The organism is Staphylococcus sp. HMSC068G11 (assembly GCF_001815825.1).
GTDB classification, from domain to species: domain Bacteria; phylum Bacillota; class Bacilli; order Staphylococcales; family Staphylococcaceae; genus Staphylococcus; species Staphylococcus epidermidis.
In genome coordinates this window covers 57,281-81,553 of the sequence record NZ_KV822100.1, presented here as the reverse complement: position 1 = coordinate 81,553, position 24,273 = coordinate 57,281, and the positions used below count along the sequence as shown (strand labels likewise).

24 protein-coding genes and 2 other annotated features are annotated in these 24,273 nt (G+C 31.4%); of the genes, 22 read left to right on the top strand and 2 right to left on the bottom strand.

Going from position 1 to position 24,273, the window contains the following annotated elements:
• The first annotated feature begins 118 nt into the window (after positions 1-118).
• The 16 genes from HMPREF3058_RS10800 to HMPREF3058_RS10720 all read left to right on the top strand — a co-directional run bounded on the left by HMPREF3058_RS10800 (position 119) and on the right by HMPREF3058_RS10720 (position 16,401).
• Positions 119-1,621 carry an amino acid permease gene (locus HMPREF3058_RS10800; protein ID WP_002475306.1) on the top strand — a complete coding sequence of 501 codons (1,503 nt, stop codon included), beginning with the start codon at positions 119-121 and terminating at the stop codon, positions 1,619-1,621.
• Between the two features lie 57 nt (positions 1,622-1,678).
• Positions 1,679-1,802, top strand: a sequence feature (ribosomal protein L20 leader region).
• 26 nt (positions 1,803-1,828) lie between these two features.
• Positions 1,829-2,356: a translation initiation factor IF-3 gene (gene infC, locus HMPREF3058_RS10795; protein WP_001830789.1), complete on the top strand. Its 528-nt coding sequence runs from the start codon at positions 1,829-1,831 to the stop codon at positions 2,354-2,356.
• A 27-nt stretch (positions 2,357-2,383) separates the two neighbouring features.
• A complete protein-coding gene (rpmI, locus tag HMPREF3058_RS10790; protein ID WP_001830767.1) occupies positions 2,384-2,584 on the top strand; it encodes a 50S ribosomal protein L35 in 201 nt (66 codons plus the stop codon).
• Between the two features lie 49 nt (positions 2,585-2,633).
• A complete protein-coding gene (rplT, locus tag HMPREF3058_RS10785; protein ID WP_001830839.1) occupies positions 2,634-2,990 on the top strand; it encodes a 50S ribosomal protein L20 in 357 nt (118 codons plus the stop codon).
• A 419-nt stretch (positions 2,991-3,409) separates the two neighbouring features.
• Positions 3,410-4,021: an NUDIX domain-containing protein gene (locus HMPREF3058_RS10780; RefSeq protein ID WP_002446645.1), complete on the top strand. Its 612-nt coding sequence runs from the start codon at positions 3,410-3,412 to the stop codon at positions 4,019-4,021.
• Between the two features lie 16 nt (positions 4,022-4,037).
• A complete protein-coding gene (locus HMPREF3058_RS10775) occupies positions 4,038-4,961 on the top strand; it encodes a hypothetical protein (RefSeq protein ID WP_002499445.1) in 924 nt (307 codons plus the stop codon).
• Between the two features lie 160 nt (positions 4,962-5,121).
• The gene (gene tig / locus HMPREF3058_RS10770) at positions 5,122-6,423 is read left to right on the top strand and encodes a trigger factor (protein ID WP_002446643.1); all 1,302 of its coding nucleotides are present in this window, start codon (positions 5,122-5,124) and stop codon (positions 6,421-6,423) included.
• Positions 6,424-6,709: 286 nt separating this feature from the next.
• Positions 6,710-7,972, top strand: coding sequence for an ATP-dependent Clp protease ATP-binding subunit ClpX (clpX, locus tag HMPREF3058_RS10765; RefSeq protein ID WP_002491794.1), 1,263 nt, complete (start codon positions 6,710-6,712; stop codon positions 7,970-7,972).
• A gap of 111 nt (positions 7,973-8,083) precedes the next feature.
• Positions 8,084-8,671, top strand: coding sequence for a ribosome biogenesis GTP-binding protein YihA/YsxC (gene yihA / locus HMPREF3058_RS10760; RefSeq protein WP_002446642.1), 588 nt, complete (start codon positions 8,084-8,086; stop codon positions 8,669-8,671).
• Between the two features lie 169 nt (positions 8,672-8,840).
• Positions 8,841-10,187: a glutamyl-tRNA reductase gene (gene hemA, locus HMPREF3058_RS10755; protein ID WP_002491788.1), complete on the top strand. Its 1,347-nt coding sequence runs from the start codon at positions 8,841-8,843 to the stop codon at positions 10,185-10,187.
• A gap of 21 nt (positions 10,188-10,208) precedes the next feature.
• Complete coding sequence (gene ccsA, locus HMPREF3058_RS10750; protein WP_002491827.1) at positions 10,209-11,021, top strand: cytochrome c biogenesis protein; 813 nt, start codon at positions 10,209-10,211, stop codon at positions 11,019-11,021.
• A gap of 51 nt (positions 11,022-11,072) precedes the next feature.
• Complete coding sequence (hemC, locus tag HMPREF3058_RS10745) at positions 11,073-11,999, top strand: hydroxymethylbilane synthase (protein WP_002490133.1); 927 nt, start codon at positions 11,073-11,075, stop codon at positions 11,997-11,999.
• A gap of 33 nt (positions 12,000-12,032) precedes the next feature.
• Entirely contained in the window at positions 12,033-12,713 is a 681-nt protein-coding gene (locus tag HMPREF3058_RS10740; RefSeq protein WP_002491795.1) for a uroporphyrinogen-III synthase, read from the top strand.
• Positions 12,703-13,677 carry a porphobilinogen synthase gene (hemB, locus tag HMPREF3058_RS10735; RefSeq protein ID WP_002491778.1) on the top strand — a complete coding sequence of 325 codons (975 nt, stop codon included), beginning with the start codon at positions 12,703-12,705 and terminating at the stop codon, positions 13,675-13,677. Before HMPREF3058_RS10740 ends, hemB begins: the two co-directional genes overlap by 11 nt.
• A 23-nt stretch (positions 13,678-13,700) precedes the next feature.
• The gene (gene hemL, locus HMPREF3058_RS10730; protein ID WP_070731401.1) at positions 13,701-14,984 is read left to right on the top strand and encodes a glutamate-1-semialdehyde 2,1-aminomutase; all 1,284 of its coding nucleotides are present in this window, start codon (positions 13,701-13,703) and stop codon (positions 14,982-14,984) included.
• Positions 14,985-15,333: 349 nt separating this feature from the next.
• A complete protein-coding gene (locus tag HMPREF3058_RS10720; protein ID WP_002446635.1) occupies positions 15,334-16,401 on the top strand; it encodes an AbrB family transcriptional regulator in 1,068 nt (355 codons plus the stop codon).
• A 168-nt stretch (positions 16,402-16,569) separates the two neighbouring features.
• Here the strand turns inward: HMPREF3058_RS10720 and HMPREF3058_RS10715 are convergent, their stop codons facing one another.
• Positions 16,570-17,130 (bottom strand): DNA-3-methyladenine glycosylase I, encoded by a 561-nt coding sequence (locus HMPREF3058_RS10715; RefSeq protein WP_002491782.1) that lies wholly within the window; start codon positions 17,128-17,130, stop codon positions 16,570-16,572.
• 57 nt (positions 17,131-17,187) lie between these two features.
• Positions 17,188-17,429, top strand: a binding site (T-box leader).
• 42 nt (positions 17,430-17,471) lie between these two features.
• On the opposite strand from HMPREF3058_RS10715, the gene HMPREF3058_RS10710 reads away from it, so the two are divergent.
• The 4 genes from HMPREF3058_RS10710 (at position 17,472) to radC (ending at position 22,949) form a co-directional block, all read left to right on the top strand.
• On the top strand, positions 17,472-20,102 hold the full coding sequence (locus HMPREF3058_RS10710; protein WP_002491820.1) for a valine--tRNA ligase: 2,631 nt from the start codon (positions 17,472-17,474) through the stop codon (positions 20,100-20,102).
• 10 nt (positions 20,103-20,112) lie between these two features.
• Positions 20,113-21,378, top strand: coding sequence for a bifunctional folylpolyglutamate synthase/dihydrofolate synthase (locus tag HMPREF3058_RS10705; RefSeq protein ID WP_002491769.1), 1,266 nt, complete (start codon positions 20,113-20,115; stop codon positions 21,376-21,378).
• A 183-nt stretch (positions 21,379-21,561) separates the two neighbouring features.
• A complete protein-coding gene (locus tag HMPREF3058_RS10700; RefSeq protein WP_002491832.1) occupies positions 21,562-22,272 on the top strand; it encodes a prepilin peptidase in 711 nt (236 codons plus the stop codon).
• Positions 22,269-22,949, top strand: coding sequence for a RadC family protein (gene radC, locus HMPREF3058_RS10695; protein ID WP_002446630.1), 681 nt, complete (start codon positions 22,269-22,271; stop codon positions 22,947-22,949). Before HMPREF3058_RS10700 ends, radC begins: the two co-directional genes overlap by 4 nt.
• Before the next feature lie 63 nt (positions 22,950-23,012).
• On the opposite strand, the gene HMPREF3058_RS10690 is transcribed toward radC, so the two are convergent.
• Positions 23,013-23,192, bottom strand: coding sequence for a hypothetical protein (locus HMPREF3058_RS10690; RefSeq protein WP_002446629.1), 180 nt, complete (start codon positions 23,190-23,192; stop codon positions 23,013-23,015).
• Positions 23,193-23,355: 163 nt separating this feature from the next.
• Here HMPREF3058_RS10690 and HMPREF3058_RS10685 point away from each other — a divergent pair, with 163 nt between their 5' ends.
• Together HMPREF3058_RS10685 and HMPREF3058_RS10680 are read left to right on the top strand one after the other, a co-directional pair.
• Complete coding sequence (locus HMPREF3058_RS10685; protein ID WP_002446628.1) at positions 23,356-23,841, top strand: DUF4930 family protein; 486 nt, start codon at positions 23,356-23,358, stop codon at positions 23,839-23,841.
• Between the two features lie 83 nt (positions 23,842-23,924).
• On the top strand, positions 23,925-24,065 hold the full coding sequence (locus HMPREF3058_RS10680) for a hypothetical protein (RefSeq protein ID WP_002446627.1): 141 nt from the start codon (positions 23,925-23,927) through the stop codon (positions 24,063-24,065).
• Positions 24,066-24,273: the final 208 nt, after the last annotated feature.

Genomic DNA, 24,273 nt, shown 5'->3' with positions numbered 1-24,273 from the left:
TAAAATGATATTAATATCGTTTCACTTTTATATCATCTATACCAAATTTATCTACAACAATGATATGCATTGATGTGGTAACAAGTTAGCCTCTACTTATGAAGGAAAGGGAGCTTCTATGAATAAGAATAATAAACAAATTGACGGTGTTCAAAGAGGGTTAAAAGATAGACATATTTCAATGATTGCCATTGGGGGATGTATAGGAACTGGTCTATTCATGACTTCTGGTGGAGCTATACATGACGCAGGTGCATTGGGCGCTTTGATTGCCTATGCAGTTATTGGAGCGATGGTGTTTTTTCTAATGACGTCGTTAGGGGAGATGGCGACATATTTGCCTGTGTCAGGTTCATTTAGTACTTATGCTACACGCTTTGTCGATCCCTCACTAGGATTTGCTTTAGGATGGAATTATTGGTTTAACTGGGTGATTACAGTAGCAGCTGATGTTACTATTGCAGCGCAAGTTATACAATATTGGTCCCCTATGCAAGGCATACCAGCTTGGGTCTGGAGTTGTATCTTCCTTATTATTATTTTCGCGCTTAATTCTCTATCCGTTAGAGTATATGGAGAGAGTGAATATTGGTTCGCACTTATCAAAGTAGTTACAGTCATCATATTTATAGGAATTGGTATCTTAACTATTTTAGGAATTATGGGTGGAGAATTTGTAGGATTTGATACGTTTACAAAAGGAGATGGGCCAATACTAGGTGGGAATTTAGGTGGTAGCTTGCTATCAATTCTCGGTGTATTTCTAGTCGCAGGCTTCTCATTCCAAGGAACTGAACTTATTGGTATTACAGCAGGTGAATCTGAAAATCCAGAAAGGGCAGTTCCAAAAGCGATTAAACAAGTGTTTTGGCGTATACTTTTATTTTACATTCTAGCTATTTTCATTATTGGTATGTTGATTCCATATGATAGTGAAGCGTTAATGGGCGGTGGTGATAGTATAGCTACTTCACCTTTTACATTAGTATTTAAGAACGCTGGACTAGCTTTTGCTGCTTCATTTATGAATGCTGTTATATTAACAAGTGTATTATCAGCAGGTAACTCTGGAATGTATGCTTCAACAAGAATGTTATATTCAATGAGTAGAGATAAATTAGCTTATAATTCTTTTGGAAAAACAAATAAAAATGGGGTACCATATGTATCTTTAATTGCTACTGGAATACTAGTCATTCTTATTTTTGCTTTGCAACATTTAAGTGGAGATGCATATGAATACATTGTAGCTGCTAGTGGGATGACTGGTTTTATTGCTTGGGTTGGTATAGCAATCAGTCACTTTAGATTTAGACGCGCATTTGATAAACAAAATTATGATAAATCAAAATTAAAATATAAAGCGAAGTTATTCCCATTTGGTCCGATTTTTGCAGGTGTTTTATGTGTAATAGTTATCATTGGACAAGATGTAGATTTTATTAAAACAGGTAACTTTGATATGAATAGATTTTTTATAACTTACATGGGAATTCCTGTATTCTTAATTTTCTTCTTTTACCATAAATTTAGATATAAAACTAAAAAGATTCCTCTAAACAAAGTTGACTTAAGGCAAGATGTTTCGATGGAAGAAATAAGACACCATAAAAATAATTAAAAAATAATTTGACTTAAACAATAAATATTGATATGATTATTATCGTTGAATACGAAACGAACCAAGTAGAAGCACCCGCTTCTCACCTGTGGCGACGCTAATGCAGTTGGCAGGTCAATCATGTTACACATTTATTGTGTCTAAGAAGAGCGGGTAGTTATACTCGCTCTTCTTTTTGCTTGGAACAATTTCGTAAATTTCTGGGAGGTGTCAACCATAGCAAAAGATCAAACTCAAATTAATGAGAAAATTCGTGCAAAAGAACTACGCTTAATAGGCCAAGATGGTGAACAAATTGGTGTTAAATCTAAACGTGAAGCTTTAGAAATGGCTGAACGTGTTGATTTAGATTTAGTTGTTGTAGCACCAAATGCAAAACCACCTGTTGCGAGAATAATGGATTATGGTAAATATAAATTCGAACAGCAGAAAAAAGAAAAAGAAATGAAGAAGAAACAAAAAGTCATTAATGTTAAAGAATTACGTTTAAGCCCAACTATTGAAGAACATGATTTCCAAACTAAGTTGAAAAATGGACGTAAGTTCTTATCTAAAGGCGATAAATGTAAAGTTTCAATTCGTTTCAGAGGTCGTGCGATTACACATAAAGAAATTGGTCAACGTGTGTTAGAAAAATTTGCAGATGAATGTAAAGATATTGCAACTGTTGAACAAAAGCCTAAAATGGAAGGGCGTCAAATGTTTATTATGTTAGCGCCTATCAACGAAAAATAAACGTTAAATTATAGGAGGAAATGAATCATGCCTAAAATGAAAACTCACCGTGGAGCAGCTAAACGTGTTAAAAGAACTGGTTCAGGTCAATTAAAACGTTCTAGAGCTTTCACATCTCACTTATTCGCAAATAAAAATACTAAACAAAAACGTCAATTACGTAAAGCTAAGTTAGTTTCTAAAAGTGATATGAAACGTGTTAAACAATTATTAGCATACAAAAAATAAGATTTTAAACGAATATATACGATAGAGATCATCTAAGGAGGAATTTATTATGCCACGAGTTAAAGGTGGAACAGTAACAAGAGCACGTCGTAAAAAAACGATTAAATTAGCTAAAGGTTACTTTGGTTCAAAACATACATTATATAAAGTAGCTAAACAACAAGTAATGAAATCAGGACAATATGCTTTCCGTGACCGTCGTCAACGTAAGCGTGATTTCCGTAAATTATGGATAACACGTATTAATGCAGCTGCACGTCAACATGACATTAGCTACTCACGTCTAATGAACGGATTGAAAAAAGCTGAGATTGATATTAATCGTAAAATGTTATCAGAAATTGCAATCTCAGACGACAAAGCTTTCGCTGAATTAGTATCAAAAGCTAAAGAAGCTTTAAAATAATATTTATACAAGACCTGAGACAATAATCTTTGTCTCAGGTCTTTTTATATGCTTGTTGTTAATATATTATTTAAAAGTACTTAAATATTGAGTACAATACCTTGATGTAATGACGGACATATTTTATTTATTTGGTCATTTTCATAATACTAGGTTATTTCAAATCATGCTTTGAAATAATCAATATATACGAAGTCAATAACTAATAAGAGATAAATTTTCATTCATGTTATGACAGTGAGGTGTATAATTTTACTTTGCTAAAAGTTTCATCATATCAATAATGTAAGATTGTGTCTTATTTTAATTAAGAATATAATGACACTTTTATCGTTTTACATATACATATATTCAATCGCAAAAAATGATAATTTTTGCTAAAATGACTGATAGTATACTATATCTAAAAGGAGATAATCATGTCTAAATTTGATGAACAAATAATTGTTGTAAACAGAGATATTTTATTTAACAAAGATAAGAATGCTTTTAATGGTTTTTTACATAAAAATAATTTCAAAGGAAAAGAAATTTTTAGCGCGTTAAGTAAATATGAAGTGAAAAGACGTGGTGATATGGAAGATGATCCATCGTTTAAACAATTAATATCATATTGCCTACTAGAAAATGAGAAGGGAGAAATCCTTGTTTACGAGCGTCTTTCTGGTGGGGGGGAAGAACGGTTACATGGTCAGTCATCTATCGGTGTTGGTGGTCATATGAATGATGTTACTGGAGCTGATTCAATTAATGAAGTTTTAAGAGTTAATGCTCAACGAGAATTAGAAGAAGAAGTAGGATTAAGTAATAATAAATCTCAAAATATGGAATATTTAGGTTTTATAAATGATGATGATAATGATGTGGGTAAAGTTCATATGGGCGTCGTATTTAAAATCACTGTGCAATCAAACGATGTTGAAGCAAAAGAAACTGATACGCTAAAAATTAAATGGATAGAACAAGGCGACATTCATTCCTATGAGGATTTTGAAACATGGAGTGCATTAATTCTTCAAGATATATCATGATTGGAGTGCTAAATTAATGGCTGATATTATACCTTTTCCGCAGTCTAAAAGTAAAGTGATTAAACAAATAAATGATGCAGAAAGAAATGCAGATTTTGAAAAGATGTATCATTTGTTTAATGTATATGAACAGCATTTCGACCTTAACGAGGATATTGCATTAAAGAAATGCCGGATGCTTTTAAAATTGAATGCTTATTTAGAGTTACGAGAAGAGGCAATTATTTTGTTAAAACGTGGATTCAACTGTTATGACGAATTGATGATATATTATATTAAAAGTCTGAATGGTTTAGGTCAATTTTATGAAGCAGTTGAAGTAATTAATCAAATTATCGATGAAGTTAAAAATCATAAAACCAGAATGGAACTTTTTCCACTTAAAGAATATGCAATATCGAGACTTGATGAAGATAGAGAAGCATTGTCTTCATCTTTATCAGATTTTGGTTCGCTTAACACACGTGAACAAACATCTTTAATATTACAACTTATTGATAATGGGCATTATAATTTTAAAGAATCAGTAGCGAATATATTAATTTCTATAGAGTTACCTAAAAATTTAGTGAGCTTAATGTTGGAATATTTAAGATTTGCTGAATATTCTCATACAATTACAATCCATAAATATGGTGAAATGATAAATGTCAATCCTAATCATTTAAGTGGCATTGAGCACACGACGATTAAAGACAAGGTCATTCCTGTCGTAATGAATAGATTAGAAGATGGAGCGCTGCATATTTTAAAAGAAGCACAACATATGATGAATAATCATTCTATACTCATGTATCCTATAGATATAGAGTCGTTATACACTATTGATGATTGGATAGATGCATATGATGTTTACTTCAAACAATTAATTGGTATAGATATAAATGGCTGTAACAATGACACTTTACAATTCATTAAATCATTAGATAATGAAATGTAAAATTTAATTTGTTGCAAATTGAGTAAAAGAATTTTAATATAGAAATCGTTGAAAATAAACTTGAACAACCCTTCGTTTTCAAAGTTTGTTAACGCTAAAAACCTATGCTATAATAGGGAAGTTGAAAAAATAAATTAGTCAATCATGGAGGTATTTATACATGACAGCAACTTGGGAAAAAAAGGAAGGTAATGAAGGCGTTTTAACTGTTACTGTTCCTGCAGAGAAAGTAAATAAAGCATTAGATCAAGCATTTAAAAAAGTGGTCAAACAAATTAATGTGCCTGGATTCCGTAAAGGTAAAGTGCCTCGTCCGATTTTTGAGCAACGTTTTGGTGTAGAAGCACTATATCAAGATGCAGTGGATATCTTATTACCTGAAGCTTATGGTGAAGCAATTGAAGAAACAGAAATTAGTCCAGTTGCACAACCAGAAGTTAATGTAACTCAAATCGAAAAAGGTAAAGATTTCATTTTTGAAGCTACAGTTACAGTTGAACCAGAAGTTAAATTAGGTGATTACAAAGGATTAGAAATTGAAAAGCAAGAAACTGAACTTTCTGATGAAGAATTACAAGAATCAATCGACCATAGTTTAAGTCACCTTGCTGAAATGGTTGTTAAAGAAGATGGTGCTGTTGAAAACGGTGACACAGTAAACATTGATTTCTCAGGTTCAGTTGATGGTGAAGAATTTGATGGCGGACAAGCTGAAGGTTATGACCTAGAAATTGGTTCTGGATCATTCATCCCTGGCTTTGAAGAACAAATAGAAGGAATGAAAACTGGCGATGAAAAAGATGTAGTTGTTACATTCCCAGAAGAATACCACGCTGAAGAATTAGCTGGTAAAGAAGCTACATTTAAAACAAAAGTCAACGAAATTAAATTCAAAGATGTACCAGAATTAAATGATGAAATCGCTAATGAATTAGATTCTGATGCTGAAAACGTGGACGAATATAAAGAAAATCTCCGCAAACGTTTAAGTGAACAGAAAGCAACTGAAGCGGAAAATACTGAAAAAGAAGAAGCTATTAATAAAGCAACAGAAAATGCTTCAATTGATATTCCTGAAGCAATGATTAATACTGAATTAGATCGTATGATTCAAGAATTTGGTCAAAGAATTCAACAACAAGGCTTAGATTTGCAAACATATTATCAAATCTCTGGTCAAAACGAAGAACAACTAAGAGACCAAATGAAAGACGATGCGGAACAACGCGTTAAAACAAACTTAACGTTAACTGCGATTGCTGATGAAGAAAATATTGAAGTATCTGATGAAGATATTGATAAAGAATTAGAAAAAATGAGCGAGCAATTTAACATTTCTGTAGAAGATATTAAATCTACTTTAGGTAATACAGATATTGTTAAAAATGATGTACGCATTCAAAAAGTTATTGATTTATTAAGAGATAACGCGAAATATGTTGAAGCTACTAAAGAAGACTAGTATCGTTCATTAAATGAATGCTTAATATTGAATTAGTCAATTGTCTATAAGTTGAATGAAATATAGGCAGTGTCAATTGTATAGATTGACAACTTAATATAGCATCATTATGATTTATTATTGTTGATGTTAAATGAAATTTAGGGGCGGGACAATGAAATCATTCATTAAGAATAAGATTTCAGTCCCGCTCCAAGTTATTTAAGCATCTTGATTGTAAATATGTTAAGTTGCATTGTAAAATGCTTTTTAGTATAGTCTTTATGGAATAGGGGTGTAAAAAAGAATGTTCAAATTCAATGAAGATGAAGAAAATTTAAAATGTTCTTTCTGTGGTAAAGATCAAGATCAAGTGAAAAAATTAGTCGCAGGAAGTGGCGTTTATATTTGTAATGAATGTATTGAATTGTGCTCAGAAATCGTTGAAGAAGAATTAGCACAAAATACGTCTGAAGGATTTACGGAATTACCAACTCCTAAAGAAATTATGGATCACCTCAATGAATATGTCATTGGTCAGGAAAAAGCCAAAAAATCATTAGCAGTTGCTGTATATAATCACTATAAGCGTATTCAACAATTAGGTCCAAATGAAGACGATGTTGAATTACAAAAAAGTAATATCGCATTAATTGGGCCAACTGGTAGTGGTAAAACATTATTAGCTCAAACACTAGCTAAAACATTAAATGTACCATTTGCAATTGCTGATGCTACAAGTTTAACTGAAGCAGGTTATGTAGGTGATGACGTAGAAAACATCTTATTACGTCTTATTCAAGCTGCTGATTTCGACATTGATAAAGCTGAAAAAGGTATTATATATGTCGATGAAATTGATAAAATTGCGCGTAAATCTGAAAATACTTCAATCACGCGCGACGTGTCTGGTGAAGGTGTACAACAAGCATTGCTTAAAATTTTAGAAGGTACAACTGCTAGTGTACCGCCACAAGGTGGTCGAAAGCATCCAAATCAAGAATTAATTCAAATTGATACGACAAACATATTATTTATCTTAGGTGGAGCTTTTGATGGTATCGATGAAGTCATTAAGAGACGCTTAGGAGAAAAAGTGATAGGATTTGCTAGTAATGAAGCAGATAAATATGATGAAGAAGCTTTACTGGAACAAATTCGTCCAGAGGATCTCCAATCATATGGATTAATTCCAGAATTTATTGGTCGTGTACCTATAGTTGCTAATCTTGAAACTTTAGATGTTGCTGCACTTAAAAATATTTTAACTCAACCTAAAAATGCGCTAGTTAAACAATACTCTAAAATGCTAGAGTTAGATAATGTGGAATTAGAGTTTTCTGAAGAGGCTCTATCTGCTATAAGTGAAAAAGCAATCGAACGTAAAACTGGAGCGCGTGGATTACGTTCAATTATAGAAGAAGCATTAATTGACATCATGTATGATGTACCTTCTTCTGAAAATGTAAGTAAAGTAGTCATTACTGAACAAACGATTAATGAAGAAATTGAGCCTGAATTATATGATGATGAAGGAAATCTAATTAATAAGAATAAGACATCTGCTTAAAAAATTTGATTTAATACTGAGTCACGTGAATTGTGACTCAGTTTTTTTTTATGTAAACATAGAAAAAAATGTTAAAGTTAATTATACAATAGTATAAGAAAGAGGAAGTTTATGAATATAAATCCAAATAATATCAACTTAATTATAAGTGCTGTTAAAAAAGCGCAGTACCCTGACACTGGTTTAACAGAAGTAGCGTTAAGTGGACGCTCAAATGTAGGTAAATCTACATTTATTAATAGTATGATTGGGCGCAAAAATATGGCGCGAACGTCACAACAACCTGGTAAGACACAGACATTGAATTTCTATAATATAGATGAACAACTTATTTTTGTTGATGTACCGGGATATGGATACGCTAAAGTAAGTAAAGTTCAACGAGAAAAATTTGGTAAAATGATTGAAGAATATATTACACAACGAGAGAATTTAAAACTTGTTATTCAACTTGTTGATTTAAGGCATCAACCTACTGAAGATGATGTGCTAATGTACAATTATCTTAAACATTTTGATATACCAACACTTGTAATATGTACTAAGGAAGATAAAATTGCTAAAGGAAAAGTACAAAAGCATATCAAAAGAATAAAAGACAAATTAGAATTAGAGCCTGGAGACAATATTATAAGCTATTCTTCAATTAAGAATAGTAAACAGCAAGAAATTTGGAACTTTATTGAAACATATATATAAATTTTTTCAATTAGAGAAATGTATTTTAACCACAATAAAAAAATGTCGTTATTTTGACAAAAAATTGAATGTAGATTATAATCTTTCTAATTTATTTAAGCATTCCACTTAAACATCTTTTTAAATGTGTTATACTTGTTTTATTGTTAGTATATGGAGGGCGTTATAAATGCATTTTGTTGCAATTAGCATAAATCATCGAACAGCTGATGTAACATTAAGAGAGCAAGTTGCTTTTAGAGATGATGCCTTACGATTAGCACATGAAGATTTATATGAAACTAAAGCAATTTTAGAAAATGTCATTTTATCTACATGTAATCGTACTGAAGTATACGCTATTGTTGATCAAGTTCATACAGGACGTTATTATATACAAAGATTTTTAGCGCGCTCTTTTGGATTTGAAGTAGATGATATTAAAGATATGTCGGAAGTTAAAGTGGGGGACGATGCAGTTGAACATTTATTGCGTGTCACTTCTGGCTTGGATTCAATTGTGCTTGGTGAAACACAAATTTTAGGACAAATGCGCGATTCATTTTTCTTAGCACAAAATGCTGGCACAACTGGAACGATTTTTAATCATCTATTTAAACAAGCGATTACTTTTGCTAAAAAAGCACACAGTGAAACAGATATTGCAGATAATGCTGTAAGTGTTTCTTATGCTGCTGTTGAATTAGCTAAAAAGGTATTTGGAAAATTAAAAAGTAAACATGCTGTCGTTATTGGAGCGGGGGAAATGGGTGAATTATCACTCTTAAATCTTTTAGGTTCTGGAATTTCAAGTGTAACAATTGTTAATCGGACATTGTCTAAAGCTAAAATTTTAGCCGAAAAACACAATGTTTCATATGATTCGCTTTCAGCATTACCATCTTTATTAGAAACTACAGATATAGTAATTAGTTCTACAAGTGCTAAAGACTATATCATTACTAATTCTATGGTGAAAACAATTTCAGAAACTAGAAAACTGGATTCATTAGTTCTGATTGATATTGCGGTTCCACGAGACATTGAACCAGGTATTGATGCAATTACAAATATTTTTAATTATGATGTTGATGATTTGAAAGATTTGGTAGATGCCAATTTAAGAGAACGTCAATTAGCTGCTGAAACTATTGCAGCACAAATACCTGAAGAGATTGATTCACACAATGAATGGGTTAATATGCTTGGCGTTGTACCTGTAATCAGAGCTTTACGTGAAAAAGCTATGAATATCCAAGCAGAAACTATGGAAAGTATTGATCGTAAATTGCCAGATCTCTCTGAAAGAGAACGTAAAGTCATTTCGAAACATACAAAAAGTATTATCAATCAAATGTTAAAAGATCCTATCAAACAGGCTAAGGAATTAAGTACTGATAAAAAAAGTAATGAAAAATTAGAGCTATTTCAAAACATATTTGATATTGAAGCCGAAGATCCTCGTGAAAAAGCAAAGTTAGAAAAAGAGAGTAGAGCAAAGGAAATCTTAGCGCATCGAATATTTAGTTTTGAATAAGCATATTAATTTGGTGATGATATGCAAGAAACCCTGTTAATTAGATTTCATGAAATCATATTAATGATTTATCTGTTTAGTATTATATGTTACTTTGTTGATTTCATTAATAAAAATTATAAGACTAGAACTGTAGGTTTTTATTCATTAGGGATTGTTTGGGTTTTACAAACAATCTCTTTGTCTATTTTTTTTATTCATACTAAACAAGTGCCACTAGGTTCTATATTTGACGTTTTTTTCTCTTTAACATGGATTATTATATCAATTTCGTTGATATTGAATTTGATTAAAGTAATGAATTTTTCCGTTTTCTTCCTTAATTTGATAGGATTTATTCTAATGACTTTAAATACATTTCAGCCTGAACATTATCAAACGCAAATTCAACAAGTTGCAGTAATTAATGAGTTATTACTTATTCATATAGCACTTGCAGTATTAAGTTATGCATTTTTTGCAATCGCATTTGTAAATTCATTACTCTATATTATTCAATATCGAAATTTAAAGGAGAAAAATTTCGATCAAAATTACTTTAGAATTGGTAGTGTTGCTACTTTAGAAACAATCGTTTTCTATTCTACACTTGTTGCATGGATTATCCTTATATTAAGTACAATTTTAGGTGCGCAATGGGGGATTTTTGCAGTCGGTAAAAGGATATTTATAGATCCAAAAGTAATATTTTCATCAATTATTACTTTATTATATGGTGTTTATATTTTGATTAGAATAAAAAAATGGGTATCACAAAGAAATCTTATCTATTTTAACATTATATTATTTTGTTTGTGTATGATTAATCTATTCTTTTTAACTCATTTTAGGTAAGAAATAACCTGTTTTTCATATAAAAATCGGTATCTAGGAGGCATTTAACGTATGCGTAAATTAATTGTTGGATCGCGAAGAAGTAAGTTAGCGCTAACACAAAGTCAACAATTTATTGATAAATTAAAATTTATCGATCCGTCTTTGGATATTGAAATAAAAGAAATTGTAACTAAAGGCGACAAAATTGTAGATAAACAATTATCCAAAGTTGGAGGTAAAGGACTTTTTGTTAAGGAAATTCAAAATGAATTATTTAACAAAGAGATAGATATGGCAATACATTCACTAAAGGATGTACCAAGTATAATTCCTGACGGTCTCACATTAGGATGTATTCCTGACAGAGAAATCCCTTTTGATGCCTATATAGCAAAAAATCATATTCCATTAGAAGAATTGTCTGAGGGTAGCATTGTAGGTACAAGTTCTTTACGTCGTGGCGCTCAAATTTTATCAAAATACCCACATTTAAAAATTAAGTGGATTCGTGGAAACATCGATACTCGATTAAAAAAATTAGAGACTGAAGATTACGATGCAATTATATTAGCCGCCGCTGGATTAAAACGCATGGGTTGGTCAGATAATATTGTTACGACTTATCTTGATAGAGATGTATTACTGCCTGCTATAGGTCAGGGTGCACTTGGTATTGAGTGTAGGAGTGATGACAAAGAACTTTTAGATTTATTAGCTAAAGTACACAATCATGATGTAGCACAATGTGTGACTGCTGAACGTACTTTTCTATCAGAAATGGATGGCAGCTGTCAGGTTCCTATAGGTGGATATGCAACAATTGTTCACGATAACCAAATTGAATTTACAGGACTGATTATGTCTCCAGATGGTAAGGAAAGATACGAACATACTACATTGGGTTCTGATCCTGTACAATTAGGTATAGAAGTGAGTCAAGTACTTAAAAAACAAGGTGCTTATGACATAATTAAAAAGTTAAATGAAGCAGAATAATACTAAACTCTATTATAGAGGTGAAACAAGTTTATGAAACCAGTTATAGTTATGACGCAGACGAATGAAGTTCATAGTCATTTAGTTGATATTATTCACAAGCCTTTTATCCAACTAAAACAACTTCATTTTAATGAAAAATTGCTTGATCATAGCTACGACTGGCTTATTTTTTCGTCTAAAAACGCAGTAAAATACTTTTATCCTTATTTAAAAAACGTTAAAGTTAAAAAGGTAGCTGTTATAGGTGATAAAACAGCTCAGTATTGCAATGAACTAGGTATTAGTGTCGACTTTGTGCCACGTGATTTTTCGCAAGAAGGCTTTTTGGACGAGTTTAAGATTAGAGAACAACATTTATTATTGCCCTCAAGTGAAAAAGCACGTCCAAAATTAGTTCAACAATTGAGCAAATATAATGAAATCGTTAAAATAGATTTATATAGACCAGTACCGAATTTTAAAAATATAAGTCAAGTTAAGGCACTTGTTAGAAAACATCAAATAGACGCAGTGACTTTTTCAAGTTCATCTGCAGTTGAATTTTATTTTAAAGAGGGCAATGTGCCTGAATTTGATCATTATTTTGCTATCGGTAAGCAAACTGCTAGGACCATTTTAAAATTCAATGCATCTGTAAAAGTGGCAAATAAACAAACATTAGATTCACTTATTGATAAAATTATAGAAAGTAGGGAACAAAATGAAATTTGATAGACATAGAAGATTACGTTCATCTAAGACAATGCGTGATTTAGTAAGAGAAACTCATGTTAGAAAAGAAGATTTAATATATCCAATATTTGTAGTTGAACAAGATGATATAAAAAGTGAAATTAAATCATTGCCAGGTGTATACCAAATTAGTTTAAATTTATTGCATGAAGAGATTAAAGAGGCATATGATTTAGGTATTAGAGCAATTATGTTCTTCGGTGTTCCAAATGAAAAAGATGACATCGGATCTGGTGCATATGATCATAATGGAGTTGTTCAAGAAGCGACACGAATATCCAAGAATTTATATAAGGATTTACTTATTGTGGCAGATACTTGTCTTTGTGAATACACAGATCACGGACACTGTGGCGTTATTGACGATCATACGCATGATGTAGACAATGATAAATCACTTCCATTACTTGTAAAAACAGCTATTTCTCAAGTTGAAGCTGGAGCTGACATCATTGCTCCAAGCAATATGATGGATGGTTTTGTTGCTGAAATTCGTGAAGGACTTGATCAAGCGGGATATCAAAATATTCCTATCATGAGTTATGGTATTAAATATGCTTCAAGCTTTTTCGGTCCATTCAGAGATGCTGCAGATTCAGCACCTTCATTTGGGGATAGAAAAACCTATCAAATGGATTCTGCAAACCGTTTAGAAGCATTAAGAGAATTGGAAAGTGATCTTAAAGAAGGTTGTGATATGATGATAGTTAAACCATCTTTAAGTTATCTAGATATTATTAGAGATGTAAAAAATAATACGAACGTGCCAGTTGTAGCATACAATGTTAGTGGAGAATATAGTATGACAAAAGCAGCAGCGCTAAATGGTTGGATAGATGAAGAGAAAATTGTTATGGAACAAATGATATCTATGAAACGTGCAGGTGCTGATTTAATAATTACTTACTTTGCAAAAGATATCTGTCGTTATTTAGATAAATAGATGATAATTGTGGAGGTCATATGATGAGTTTTGAAAAATCTATTAAAGCAATGGAACATGCTGAGAAATTAATGCCTGGTGGTGTTAACAGTCCCGTAAGAGCATTTAAATCAGTAGACACACCAGCTATTTTTATGGATCATGGTGAAGGATCTAAAATATATGATATTGATGGAAATGAATACATTGATTATGTGCTAAGTTGGGGTCCATTAATTCTTGGACATAAAAATCAACAAGTTATATCCAAATTACATGAAGCAGTTGATAAAGGTACAAGCTTCGGCGCTTCAACACTTCAAGAAAATAAACTTGCTGAACTTGTGATTGACCGTGTACCTTCAATTGAAAAAGTAAGAATGGTTTCCTCAGGAACTGAAGCTACTTTAGACACACTTCGTTTATCTAGGGGTTATACAGGACGTAATAAAATTATAAAATTTGAAGGGTGTTATCATGGACACAGTGATTCTTTACTGATTAAAGCAGGATCAGGTGTTGCAACACTAGGTTTACCTGATTCACCAGGCGTCCCTGAAGGTATTGCTAAAAATACTATCACGGTGCCATATAATGATTTAGATTCACTTAAATTAGCGTTCGAAAAATATGGCGATGATATTGCTGGTGTTATTGTAGAACCGGTTGCTGGAAATATGGGTGTAGTGCCTCCAGTGAATGGATTTTTACAAGGTTTAAGAGATATTACTACTGAATATGGAGCATTACTTATATTTGATGAAGTGATGACTGGTTTCCGTGTAGGTTACAATTGTGCGCAAGGATACTTTGGTGTAACACCTGATTTAACTTGCTTAGGAAAAGTGATAGGTGGAGGTTTACCCGTTGGAGCTTTTGGTGGTAAAAAAGAAATTATGGATTACATTGCTCCTGTTGGGACTATTTATCAAGCCGGCACACTTTCAGGTAATCCTTTAGCAATGACTAGTGGTTATGAAACATTGAGTCAACTTACTCCTGAATCTTATGAGTATTTTAATTCTCTAGGAGATATACTTGAAAAAGGATTAAAAGAGGTATTTGCTAAGCACAATGTTCCAATCACAGTAAATCGCGCTGGTTCAATGATTGGTTACTTCTTAAATGAGGGGCCTGTAACAAATTTTGATGAAGCGAATAAAAGTGATTTAAAATTATTTAGTAACATGTATAGAGAAATGGCTAAGGAAGGTGTTTTCTTACCACCTTCACAATTTGAAGGAACATTTTTATCAACTGCACATACTAAAGATGATATTGAGAAAACTATTCAAGCATTTGATAATGCATTAAGTCGTATTGTGTGATAATTTTAAAATATAATTATTTAAATTAATTGAGTCTAGGGCAAAAATCAATGTCCTAGACTTTCTTAACTTATAAGTAGTTTATAACTGAATTGAAGATGCACTTATATCAAATTTTAAAGCTATTTTATGTCATCAATACAGAAAATTTCACTGAGAAATTCAACAGACAAAGCAAGTTGGGGTTCGGGGCCCCAACAAAAAGAATTTCACTAGGAAATTCAACAGACAAAGCAAGTTGGGGTTCGATGGTGGACAAGGAATTGAAGATGCATTTTGTTCTACTCTTTTATTTAAATAAAGTTATAAAATTTTTTCGACTTACTTTTAACGAAAGTAGAGTGGTATTTTGAATCGGAATTTTATTAATAATTTAATCATATTATTAATTGCTATTATGTTAAGTCTATTATTAAAAATGTTACATGTGATTTTGCCATTTATGTTTGGACCAATATTAGCGGCGTTATTATGTGTAAAAGTATTAAAATTAAAAATTCGATGGCCATTTTGGTTAAGTCAAATCGGTTTAATATTACTTGGAGTTCAAATTGGCTCTACATTTACACAACAAGTGATTAAAGACATAAGTAAAAATTGGTCAACTATCGTTTTTGTCACTATCCTACTAATTTTATTAGCTTTGATAATTGCATTCTTTTTTAAGAAAATTGCACAAGTGAATTTAGAAACTGCAATTTTAAGTGTCATACCAGGTGCGCTAAGCCAAATGTTAGTGATGGCAGAAGAAAATAAGAAAGCAAATATATTAGTTGTGAGTTTAACACAGACATCACGTGTAATATTTGTTGTTATTTTAGTACCACTTATTTCGTATTTTTTTCAGGATAATCATCATGAAATGAATCATCCTACAATGGAAGTACCTGCACTTTCTCAGACTTTAAATATATGGCAAATAATCATCTTATTCTCAATGGTGGGTATCATCTATATAGGAATGTCAAAAATTAACTTCCCCACTAAACAATTATTAGCACCTATAATAGTTTTAATTATATGGAATATGACAACACATTTAACATTTTCACTAGATCATTGGTTGTTAGCCACAGCGCAACTTATTTATATGATACGTATTGGATTACAGATTGCCAACTTAATGAGTGATTTAAAGGGAAGAATTGCAATAGCAATAGCCTTTCAAAATATAATGCTCATAGTCACAACGTTTATAATGATAATAGGAATACATTTGATTACTAATGAATCCATCAATGAATTGTTTTTAGGAGCAGCACCAGGAGGTATGAGTCAAATAGTTTTAGTGGCTATGGCTACTGGAGCTGATGTAGCGATGATTTCAAGCTATCACATTTTTAGAATATTTTTTATATTATTTGTCATTGCGCCACTAATTGGTTATTTTATTAATATTAGATTAAATGAAAAATGATTTTAATGACCTGAGTTATACGTTTTTTAAATAAAACTTTGAAAATATTTGCGAGCAAATGTAATTATTTAAAAGTGAAATTTGGATAAATTAAACGTTGTAAACTTTTAGTATGTGTGAAAAAACTCATATTGTTTGAATACCCATAGCCCAACTTTTAGCTATGTTTCACCCATGATTTGGTTTAAATGGACATCCTTCAAGATGTGAGTCATACAATCCAGCAGCTTCTAAAAATGAGAACACGGTTACTGGACCTAAAAATTTAAAACCATATGCTTTTAAATCTTTTGATAATTGAGTAGCTCGTTGATCAACTTTTTTACGATCTCTAGGTTTTTTATAACCCATATTTATGGGTTGATGATTTACATAGGACCATAAAAATTTACTAAAACTACCATAGTCTTTTTCAATTTTTAAATATCCCTTAGCTTGGCTCACAATTGCTTCTAATTTTTTACGATTGTGAATAATGTTTGGGAATTTCATTAAATGATCAATATCCTTTTCAGTCATTTGTGCGATAAATTGAGGTTCAAAGTTGTAAAATGCCTGTTCATACGATTCCTTTTTCTTTAATATTGTCAACCATGATAAACCTGCATGTTGTGATTCAAGAGCCATTAGCTTAAATAATTCTTTGCTATCATAGATTGGTTGTCCCCAAAAATAATCATGATACTCTAGATATGTGGGATCAGTTGTGTTAAAAGCACATTCGTTCATAAATTCATCTCCAATACATTGACTTATTTTAATATCCATTATAATATAAATGGGTAAAAGAATATATTATTTGGGAAGAGTAAGTTTATATCATTTTAAAGAGAGCATATGGTGGCTGTGAATATGTAAATGATTAAGTCTGAAGGTAGCCCTATTTTATAACTTCTATTGAAACATAGATGACAAGTAGGTAGAAGCGTGTATGAGCGTTAATCAGAGACTTAAGTGCTTGAAGAAAAGAATGAATTATTTCTTCTTGAATATAGGTGGTACCACGGAACAGAACATCCGTCCTATTTTTTATAGGATGGATGTTCTTTTATTTTTTAGGAGGTAGACATATGGAAATGAAACCAAAATATGATCCAAGAGAAGTTGAAAAGGGTCGTTATGAGGAATGGGTAAGTAATGGTTACTTTAAACCATCTGAAGATAAATCTAAAGAGGCATATACAATTGTAATTCCGCCCCCTAATGTTACAGGTAAATTACATTTAGGTCATGCATGGGATACTACATTACAAGATATAATAACTAGAATGAAAAGAATGCAAGGATACGATACTTTATATCTGCCTGGTATGGATCATGCTGGTATAGCAACTCAAGCAAAGGTTGAAGCAAAACTTAATGAACAAGGTATATCCAGACACGACTTAGGAAGAGAGAAATTTTTACAGCAAGCATGGGATTGGAAAGAAGAATATGCAACATTTATTAGACAACAATGGGCTAAACTTGGCTTAGGGTTAGATTATAGTAGAGAACGCTTTACGTTAGATGATGGTTTAAGTAAAGCTGTAAGAAAAGTATTTGTTGATTTATATAATAAAGGTATTATTTATCGTGGCGAAAGAATTATTAACTGGGATCCTAAAGCTAGAACAGCTTTATCAGATATTGAAGTCATTCATGAAGATGTCCAAGGTGCTTTTTATCATTTTAAATATCCTTATGCTGATGGGAATGGATATATAGAAATAGCTACTACACGTCCTGAGACTATGTTAGGTGACACTGCTATCGTTGTAAATCCAAATGACGAAAGATATAAAGATGTGATTGGTAAAACAGTTATATTACCTATTGTAGGAAGAGAGTTACCTATTTTAGCTGATGAATACGTTGATATTGAATTTGGTTCAGGAGCGATGAAAGTTACTCCGGCACATGACCCTAATGACTTTGAAATTGGTCAAAGACATCAATTAGAAAATATTATAGTCATGGATGAATATGGTAAGATGAACGAAAAAGCTGATAAATACAAAGGGATGGATAGATTTGATTGTAGAAATCAGCTTGTTAAAGACTTAAAAGAACAAGATCTTGTTATAAAAATTGAAGAACATACACATTCAGTTGGACATTCTGAACGTTCTGGTGCAATTGTAGAACCTTATTTGTCCACACAATGGTTTGTAAAAATGAAACCTTTGGCACAAAGAGCTTTGGATAATCAAAATACAAAAGATAGAATTGACTTTTTCCCAGGTAGATTTGAAAATACATTCAATCGCTGGATGGAAGAAATTAGAGATTGGACGATTTCACGTCAACTATGGTGGGGACACCAAATACCTGCTTGGTATCATAAAGACACAGGTGAAGTCTTTGTTGGTGAAGAAGCGCCTGAAGACATCGAGAATTGGATACAAGATGAGGATGTATTAGATACATGGTTCTCAAGTGCACTTTGGCCGTTTTCAACATTAGGATGGCCTGACACAAATGCTGATGATTTTAAACGATATTATCCGACAAATGCATTAGTTACTGGTTATGACATCATTTTCTTCTGGGTAGCCCGTATGATTTTCCAAGGATTAGAATTTACTGATAGAAGACCATTTAATGATGTATTACTCCACGGTTTAGTCAGAGCTGAAGATGGACGCAAAATGAGTAAATCATTAGGTAATGGTGTTGATCCGATGGATGTTATTGACGAGTATGGCGCTGACAGTCTACGTTACTTTTTAGCAACAGGATCTTCACCAGGTCATGACTTGAGATATTCTACTGAAAAAGTTGAATCAGTTTGGAATTTCATTAATAAAATATGGAATGCTGCGCGTTTTAGTTTAATGAATATTGGTGAAGATTTTAAAGTCGAAGATATAGACCTAAGTGGTAATTTGTCATTAGCAGATCAATGGATATTGACTAGATTAAATGAAACGATATCTACAGTAACCGAATTAAGTGACAAATACGAATTTGGTGAGGTAGGTCGTGCACTTTATAATTTCATTTGGGATGAGTTCTGTGACTGGTATATTGAAATGAGCAAGATACCTATGAATGGCGAGGACGAATCTCAAAAGCAAACGACGCGATCAGTACTTAGTTATGTTTTAGATAAAATAATGAAAATGTTACATCCATTTATGCCTTTTGTGACAGAAACAATTTGGCAAAGTCTTCCACACCATGGAGAAACAATTGTTAAAGCTAACTGGCCAACTGTTGATCAAGCATTAATCTTTAATGAAAGTAAACAAACAATGGAACAATTAGTTGAAATTATTAAGTCTGTCCGTCAATCAAGAGTTGAAGTTAATACACCGTTATCTAAAGCAATACCGATTTTAATTCAAACTAAAGATGAAAAGATTAAACAAACACTTATGGATAACATAAGTTACCTACACAAATTCTGTAATCCAAGTCAATTGACTATTGATACTGAGATTGAAATTCCAGAAAAAGCAATGACATCTGTAGTAGTTGCTGGTAAGGTAGTTCTGCCATTAGAAGGTCTTATTGATATGGACAAAGAAATTGCTCGACTTGAAAAAGAATTAGATAAATTACAAAGCGAGTTAGATAGAGTAGATAAAAAGTTATCCAACGAGAATTTTGTAAATAAAGCACCAGAAAAAATAATTAATGAAGAAAAAGAAAAACAACAACATTATCAAGAAAAATATAATGGTGTTAAATCAAGAATTGAACAATTAAAGGCATAGGAGCATGATCATGAATTACCTAGACAGCTTGTATTGGATACACGAAAGATCTAAATTTGGTATCAAACCTGGCGTCAAACGTATGGAATGGATGCTAGAACAATTAAATAATCCCCAACATAAAATTAGAGGTATTCATGTGGGTGGAACAAATGGTAAAGGTTCAACTGTTGCATACTTGAGAACCGCATTAATTGAGAACGGTTACTCAGTCGGAACATTTACCTCACCATTTATTGAAAGTTTCAATGAACGTATCAGTTTAAATGGTGTACCAATTATGAATGATGAACTTGTTCAATTAGTTGAACAAGTTAAACCTGTTAGTGAAGCCTTAGAGATAGAAACAGATTTAGGTGGGGCTACTGAATTTGAGATTATAACAACAATGATGTTCCTTTACTTTGGTGAGATAAATCCTGTTGATTTTGTGATAATTGAAGCAGGTTTAGGAATAAAAAATGATTCGACGAATGTTTTTAAACCTGTTCTATCCATACTCACAAGTATAGGACTTGACCATACAGATATCTTAGGTACAACTTATTTAGATATCGCAAAAGACAAGGCAGCTATAATTAAACCACATATACCGATTGTTTATGCGGTGAAAAATGACGATGCTTTAAAGTATGTGAGAGATTATGCGCTAGAACAAAACGCAAAACCAATCGAATTGGATCGGGAGATTACCGTTGTTTCCCAAGATGATGAGTTCACATACCGGTATAAAGATTATGAATTAGAAACTATCATTCTTAATATGTTAGGGGAACATCAAAAGGAAAATGCAGCACTTGCAATTACTGCTCTCATTGAATTAAATGAAAGACAAATTATAGAACTAGATTTTAATAAAATGATAGACGGTATAGAATCTGTGAACTGGACAGGTAGAATAGAACAAGTAAAAGAACAACCATTAATGGTTGTTGACGGTGCTCACAATAATGAAAGTGTTGATGCGTTAGTAGACACAATTAGACATTATTATGGAAGAGATAAAATTGATATTTTATTTTCTGCCATTAAAGGAAAGCCAATTCATAGTATGATTAACAAATTAAATGATATTGCCTCAAAATTCTATATAGCAGATTTTGAGTTTCCAAAAGCATTAGCTAAAGAAGAAATTGCCGAAGAATCGAAATTAGATAATTTACATTTAATTGATGATTATGTTGATTTTATTGAAAATTACGAAGGTGATGGGCTGATTATTACTGGAAGTTTATACTTCATCAGTGAGGTAAAAGCAAAAATTAATTTTAATTAAATTCAAAAGAGTGACAACTGCAGTTAAAACTGTAAGTTTCACTCTTTCTTTGTATAATCTTCTTTAATAATTTATGTTTATTAAAGTATAGAAAAAAGACATACTCACGAATGAATTGTAAAATTCCCCTCATATTTACTTTTATTTAAGACTGCTTATAATAAATATTGAGGAGTGTGATATATGCTATTACTTGCCTATACTTGTAGCATTATATTTAGTTTTCTTTATCAATTTTGCAATCAAAATATATTAAAACTTCAATATCTTTATTCTAGGTCTCACTGTGATTTTTGTCATACTATCATTAAACCCTTAGATTTACTGCCTATTATAAGTTTTTTAAAACTTCGTGGACAATCTCGTTGTTGTAATCAACCATTACAACGGTTATATTTAATCGGAGAATTCGTTTCGTTTAGTGCAATTTTCTTCTTTTATCCTACTCATTTTAATATACACTTCACATTATTTTTAACAACTTTCCTGTTTCTACTGACGATGTGTCTTTACGATATTCACTCAATGCATATAGATTTAAGACTCTTATTTGTCTACACAATCGTATCCGTTTTCTTAACCCAAACCTATTTTGGTAATTTTGTAATGATATTTTTGATTTCACATGTCATTTATCTATTCGCATCTAAATTTATAGGGTATGGAGACATATTGCTTTTTAACATATTGGGACTTATATTTCCGTTAAATTTTTTCTTTTTTATTGTTGTATTTACGTTTATTATTGGGGGGATTTTTGCCATAATTTTAAAATTTTTTTCTTTTAAAGATATTAAATATTTACCTTTAATACCATTTATATTCATATCATTCGTAGTAACTTCATTAGTTTATCGTCACATTTTATTTCTTTTAGGGGGAGAATTTTATTGAGAATAAATGAAATGGCTCTGCATGAAAAACCTAGAGAGCGTTTAATTACATATGGCGCTAAAACTCTATCTAATGTTGAACTTTTAGCAATTCTCTTAAACACTGGTAGAAAAGGATTTTCTAGTATAGACATTGCAAACGAATTATTGAAGCAACAATCCACAATTAGAGATTTAAAAAAAATGTCTATAAATGATCTACTGAAAATAAAGGGCATTGGACTTTATAAAGCTGTAATATTGCAGGCTGCATTTGAACTAGGTGAACGTATTAATTCTACAAGCACCTTAGACAAAGTACAGATTACACATCCTAGTGATGTTGCTAGTCTGATGATGTCGACAATGAAAGACTTAGAGCAAGAACATTTTGTTGTACTTTTACTTAACTCAAAAAATATAGTCACAAAACAAGCTTGGGTATATAAAGGCACATTGAATAGTTCGATTATTCATCCAAGAGAAGTATTTAATATTGCAATAAGAGAGTCTTCTAATTCAATAATAGTTGTACATAATCATCCTTCAGGTGATGTAACACCTTCGAAAGAGGATATTACTACAACTTATAGACTTAAAGAGTGCGGAGATATATTAGGTATAAATTTACTTGATCATATTATTATTGGTGATAATAAATTTACGAGTTTAGTCGAAGCGGGGTATTTTGATGAATAAAAAAGCTAGCTAAATACATTAACAATTTTAATTAAAAAATTTGTATAGCTAACTTATCATTTATTATTGAATAAAACCTGAAAAGTTTTGAAAATGCTCAAATAACCATAATACACCTTGATAACCTAAATAGATACATAACAAAACAATGCCAGCTGAAATCAAAAAGCGTAATATAGATAATCCAACTTTAAATAAGAGGATGACTAGCAAAACAATTAAAATAATCGTTAAAATGCTCATTGTGTTGAACCTCCTTAAATCACTTATATTGTATATGTAGTATTATATATTATATTAACAGATTTGCCATCGGTCTATAGATACATCATCTATACGGCTATAGTCTGATGTAATGAAAAATATTTTAAATTATACTAAATTTGATTTGTAAAGGGGGGTTCGTATGAGGTATATCTTTAGTGTTATAAAAAATATTATTGCAGTAATAGCGATAATATTGATTATATATATAGCTCTTCAACATGCACCATTTCTCAAAAATCAAGAATGGAACCCACTTAATGATATGAACAATCATCATCAAAATATCACACAAAAAGCGAGTCAAAAAAATAATACACTCTATTCACAGCCTAGTAACGATAAAAGTTACATTTTAAAAGATAATGATATCATCAATAATGTTCCAGCAAGTCAAATCAAGACAGTTTTTAATATGATTGATAAGGCAGAATTTATGTCTGTTTCAGGATTAGAACGTATGGGATTCAATGACGAATATCTTGCTGGTCAACAAGGTGATGAATTTATTATTTATAAATTTGGTGATGATTATATCCGAGTTTATAATACTGAATTCGAAATGAACGAAGACTTAAATCAATTAAAGCAACCTATTAATTTGAAGCCAATTGAAGCCTATCAATAACAATAGGAATGATTCATTTGAAAACCAGTTTTAAATACGTTAGGGTTTATATAGATTATTTATAAAGGTTGGTGTGATTCAAAATGGCTGAACAATCGAAAGAAAAACAAGCTAATGAACAAGCAAAAGCTCAAAATCTTTTTGCTCGCTGGAGAAAAGAAGAAACACTTTATAGTGAGGATGAAAAGAAAGAGAAGTCTTCAAATAAGAAAGATAAAGAATAGCTTATCAAAGTAAAGTGAATCAGTAAGTGTAATACAGTAAGTAAAATTGCTCATTTTAGAATGATATAAATATTTTTATCATTTTAATAAAAATAAAATCTTGATCTTTGTGTTAAGCCTGGGACGATGAATTTTGTTCCAGGCACTTTTATGTTCTGACAGCTAATGATTATATTGAAAAATTATTTGAAGTCTAGTTATATCAAGA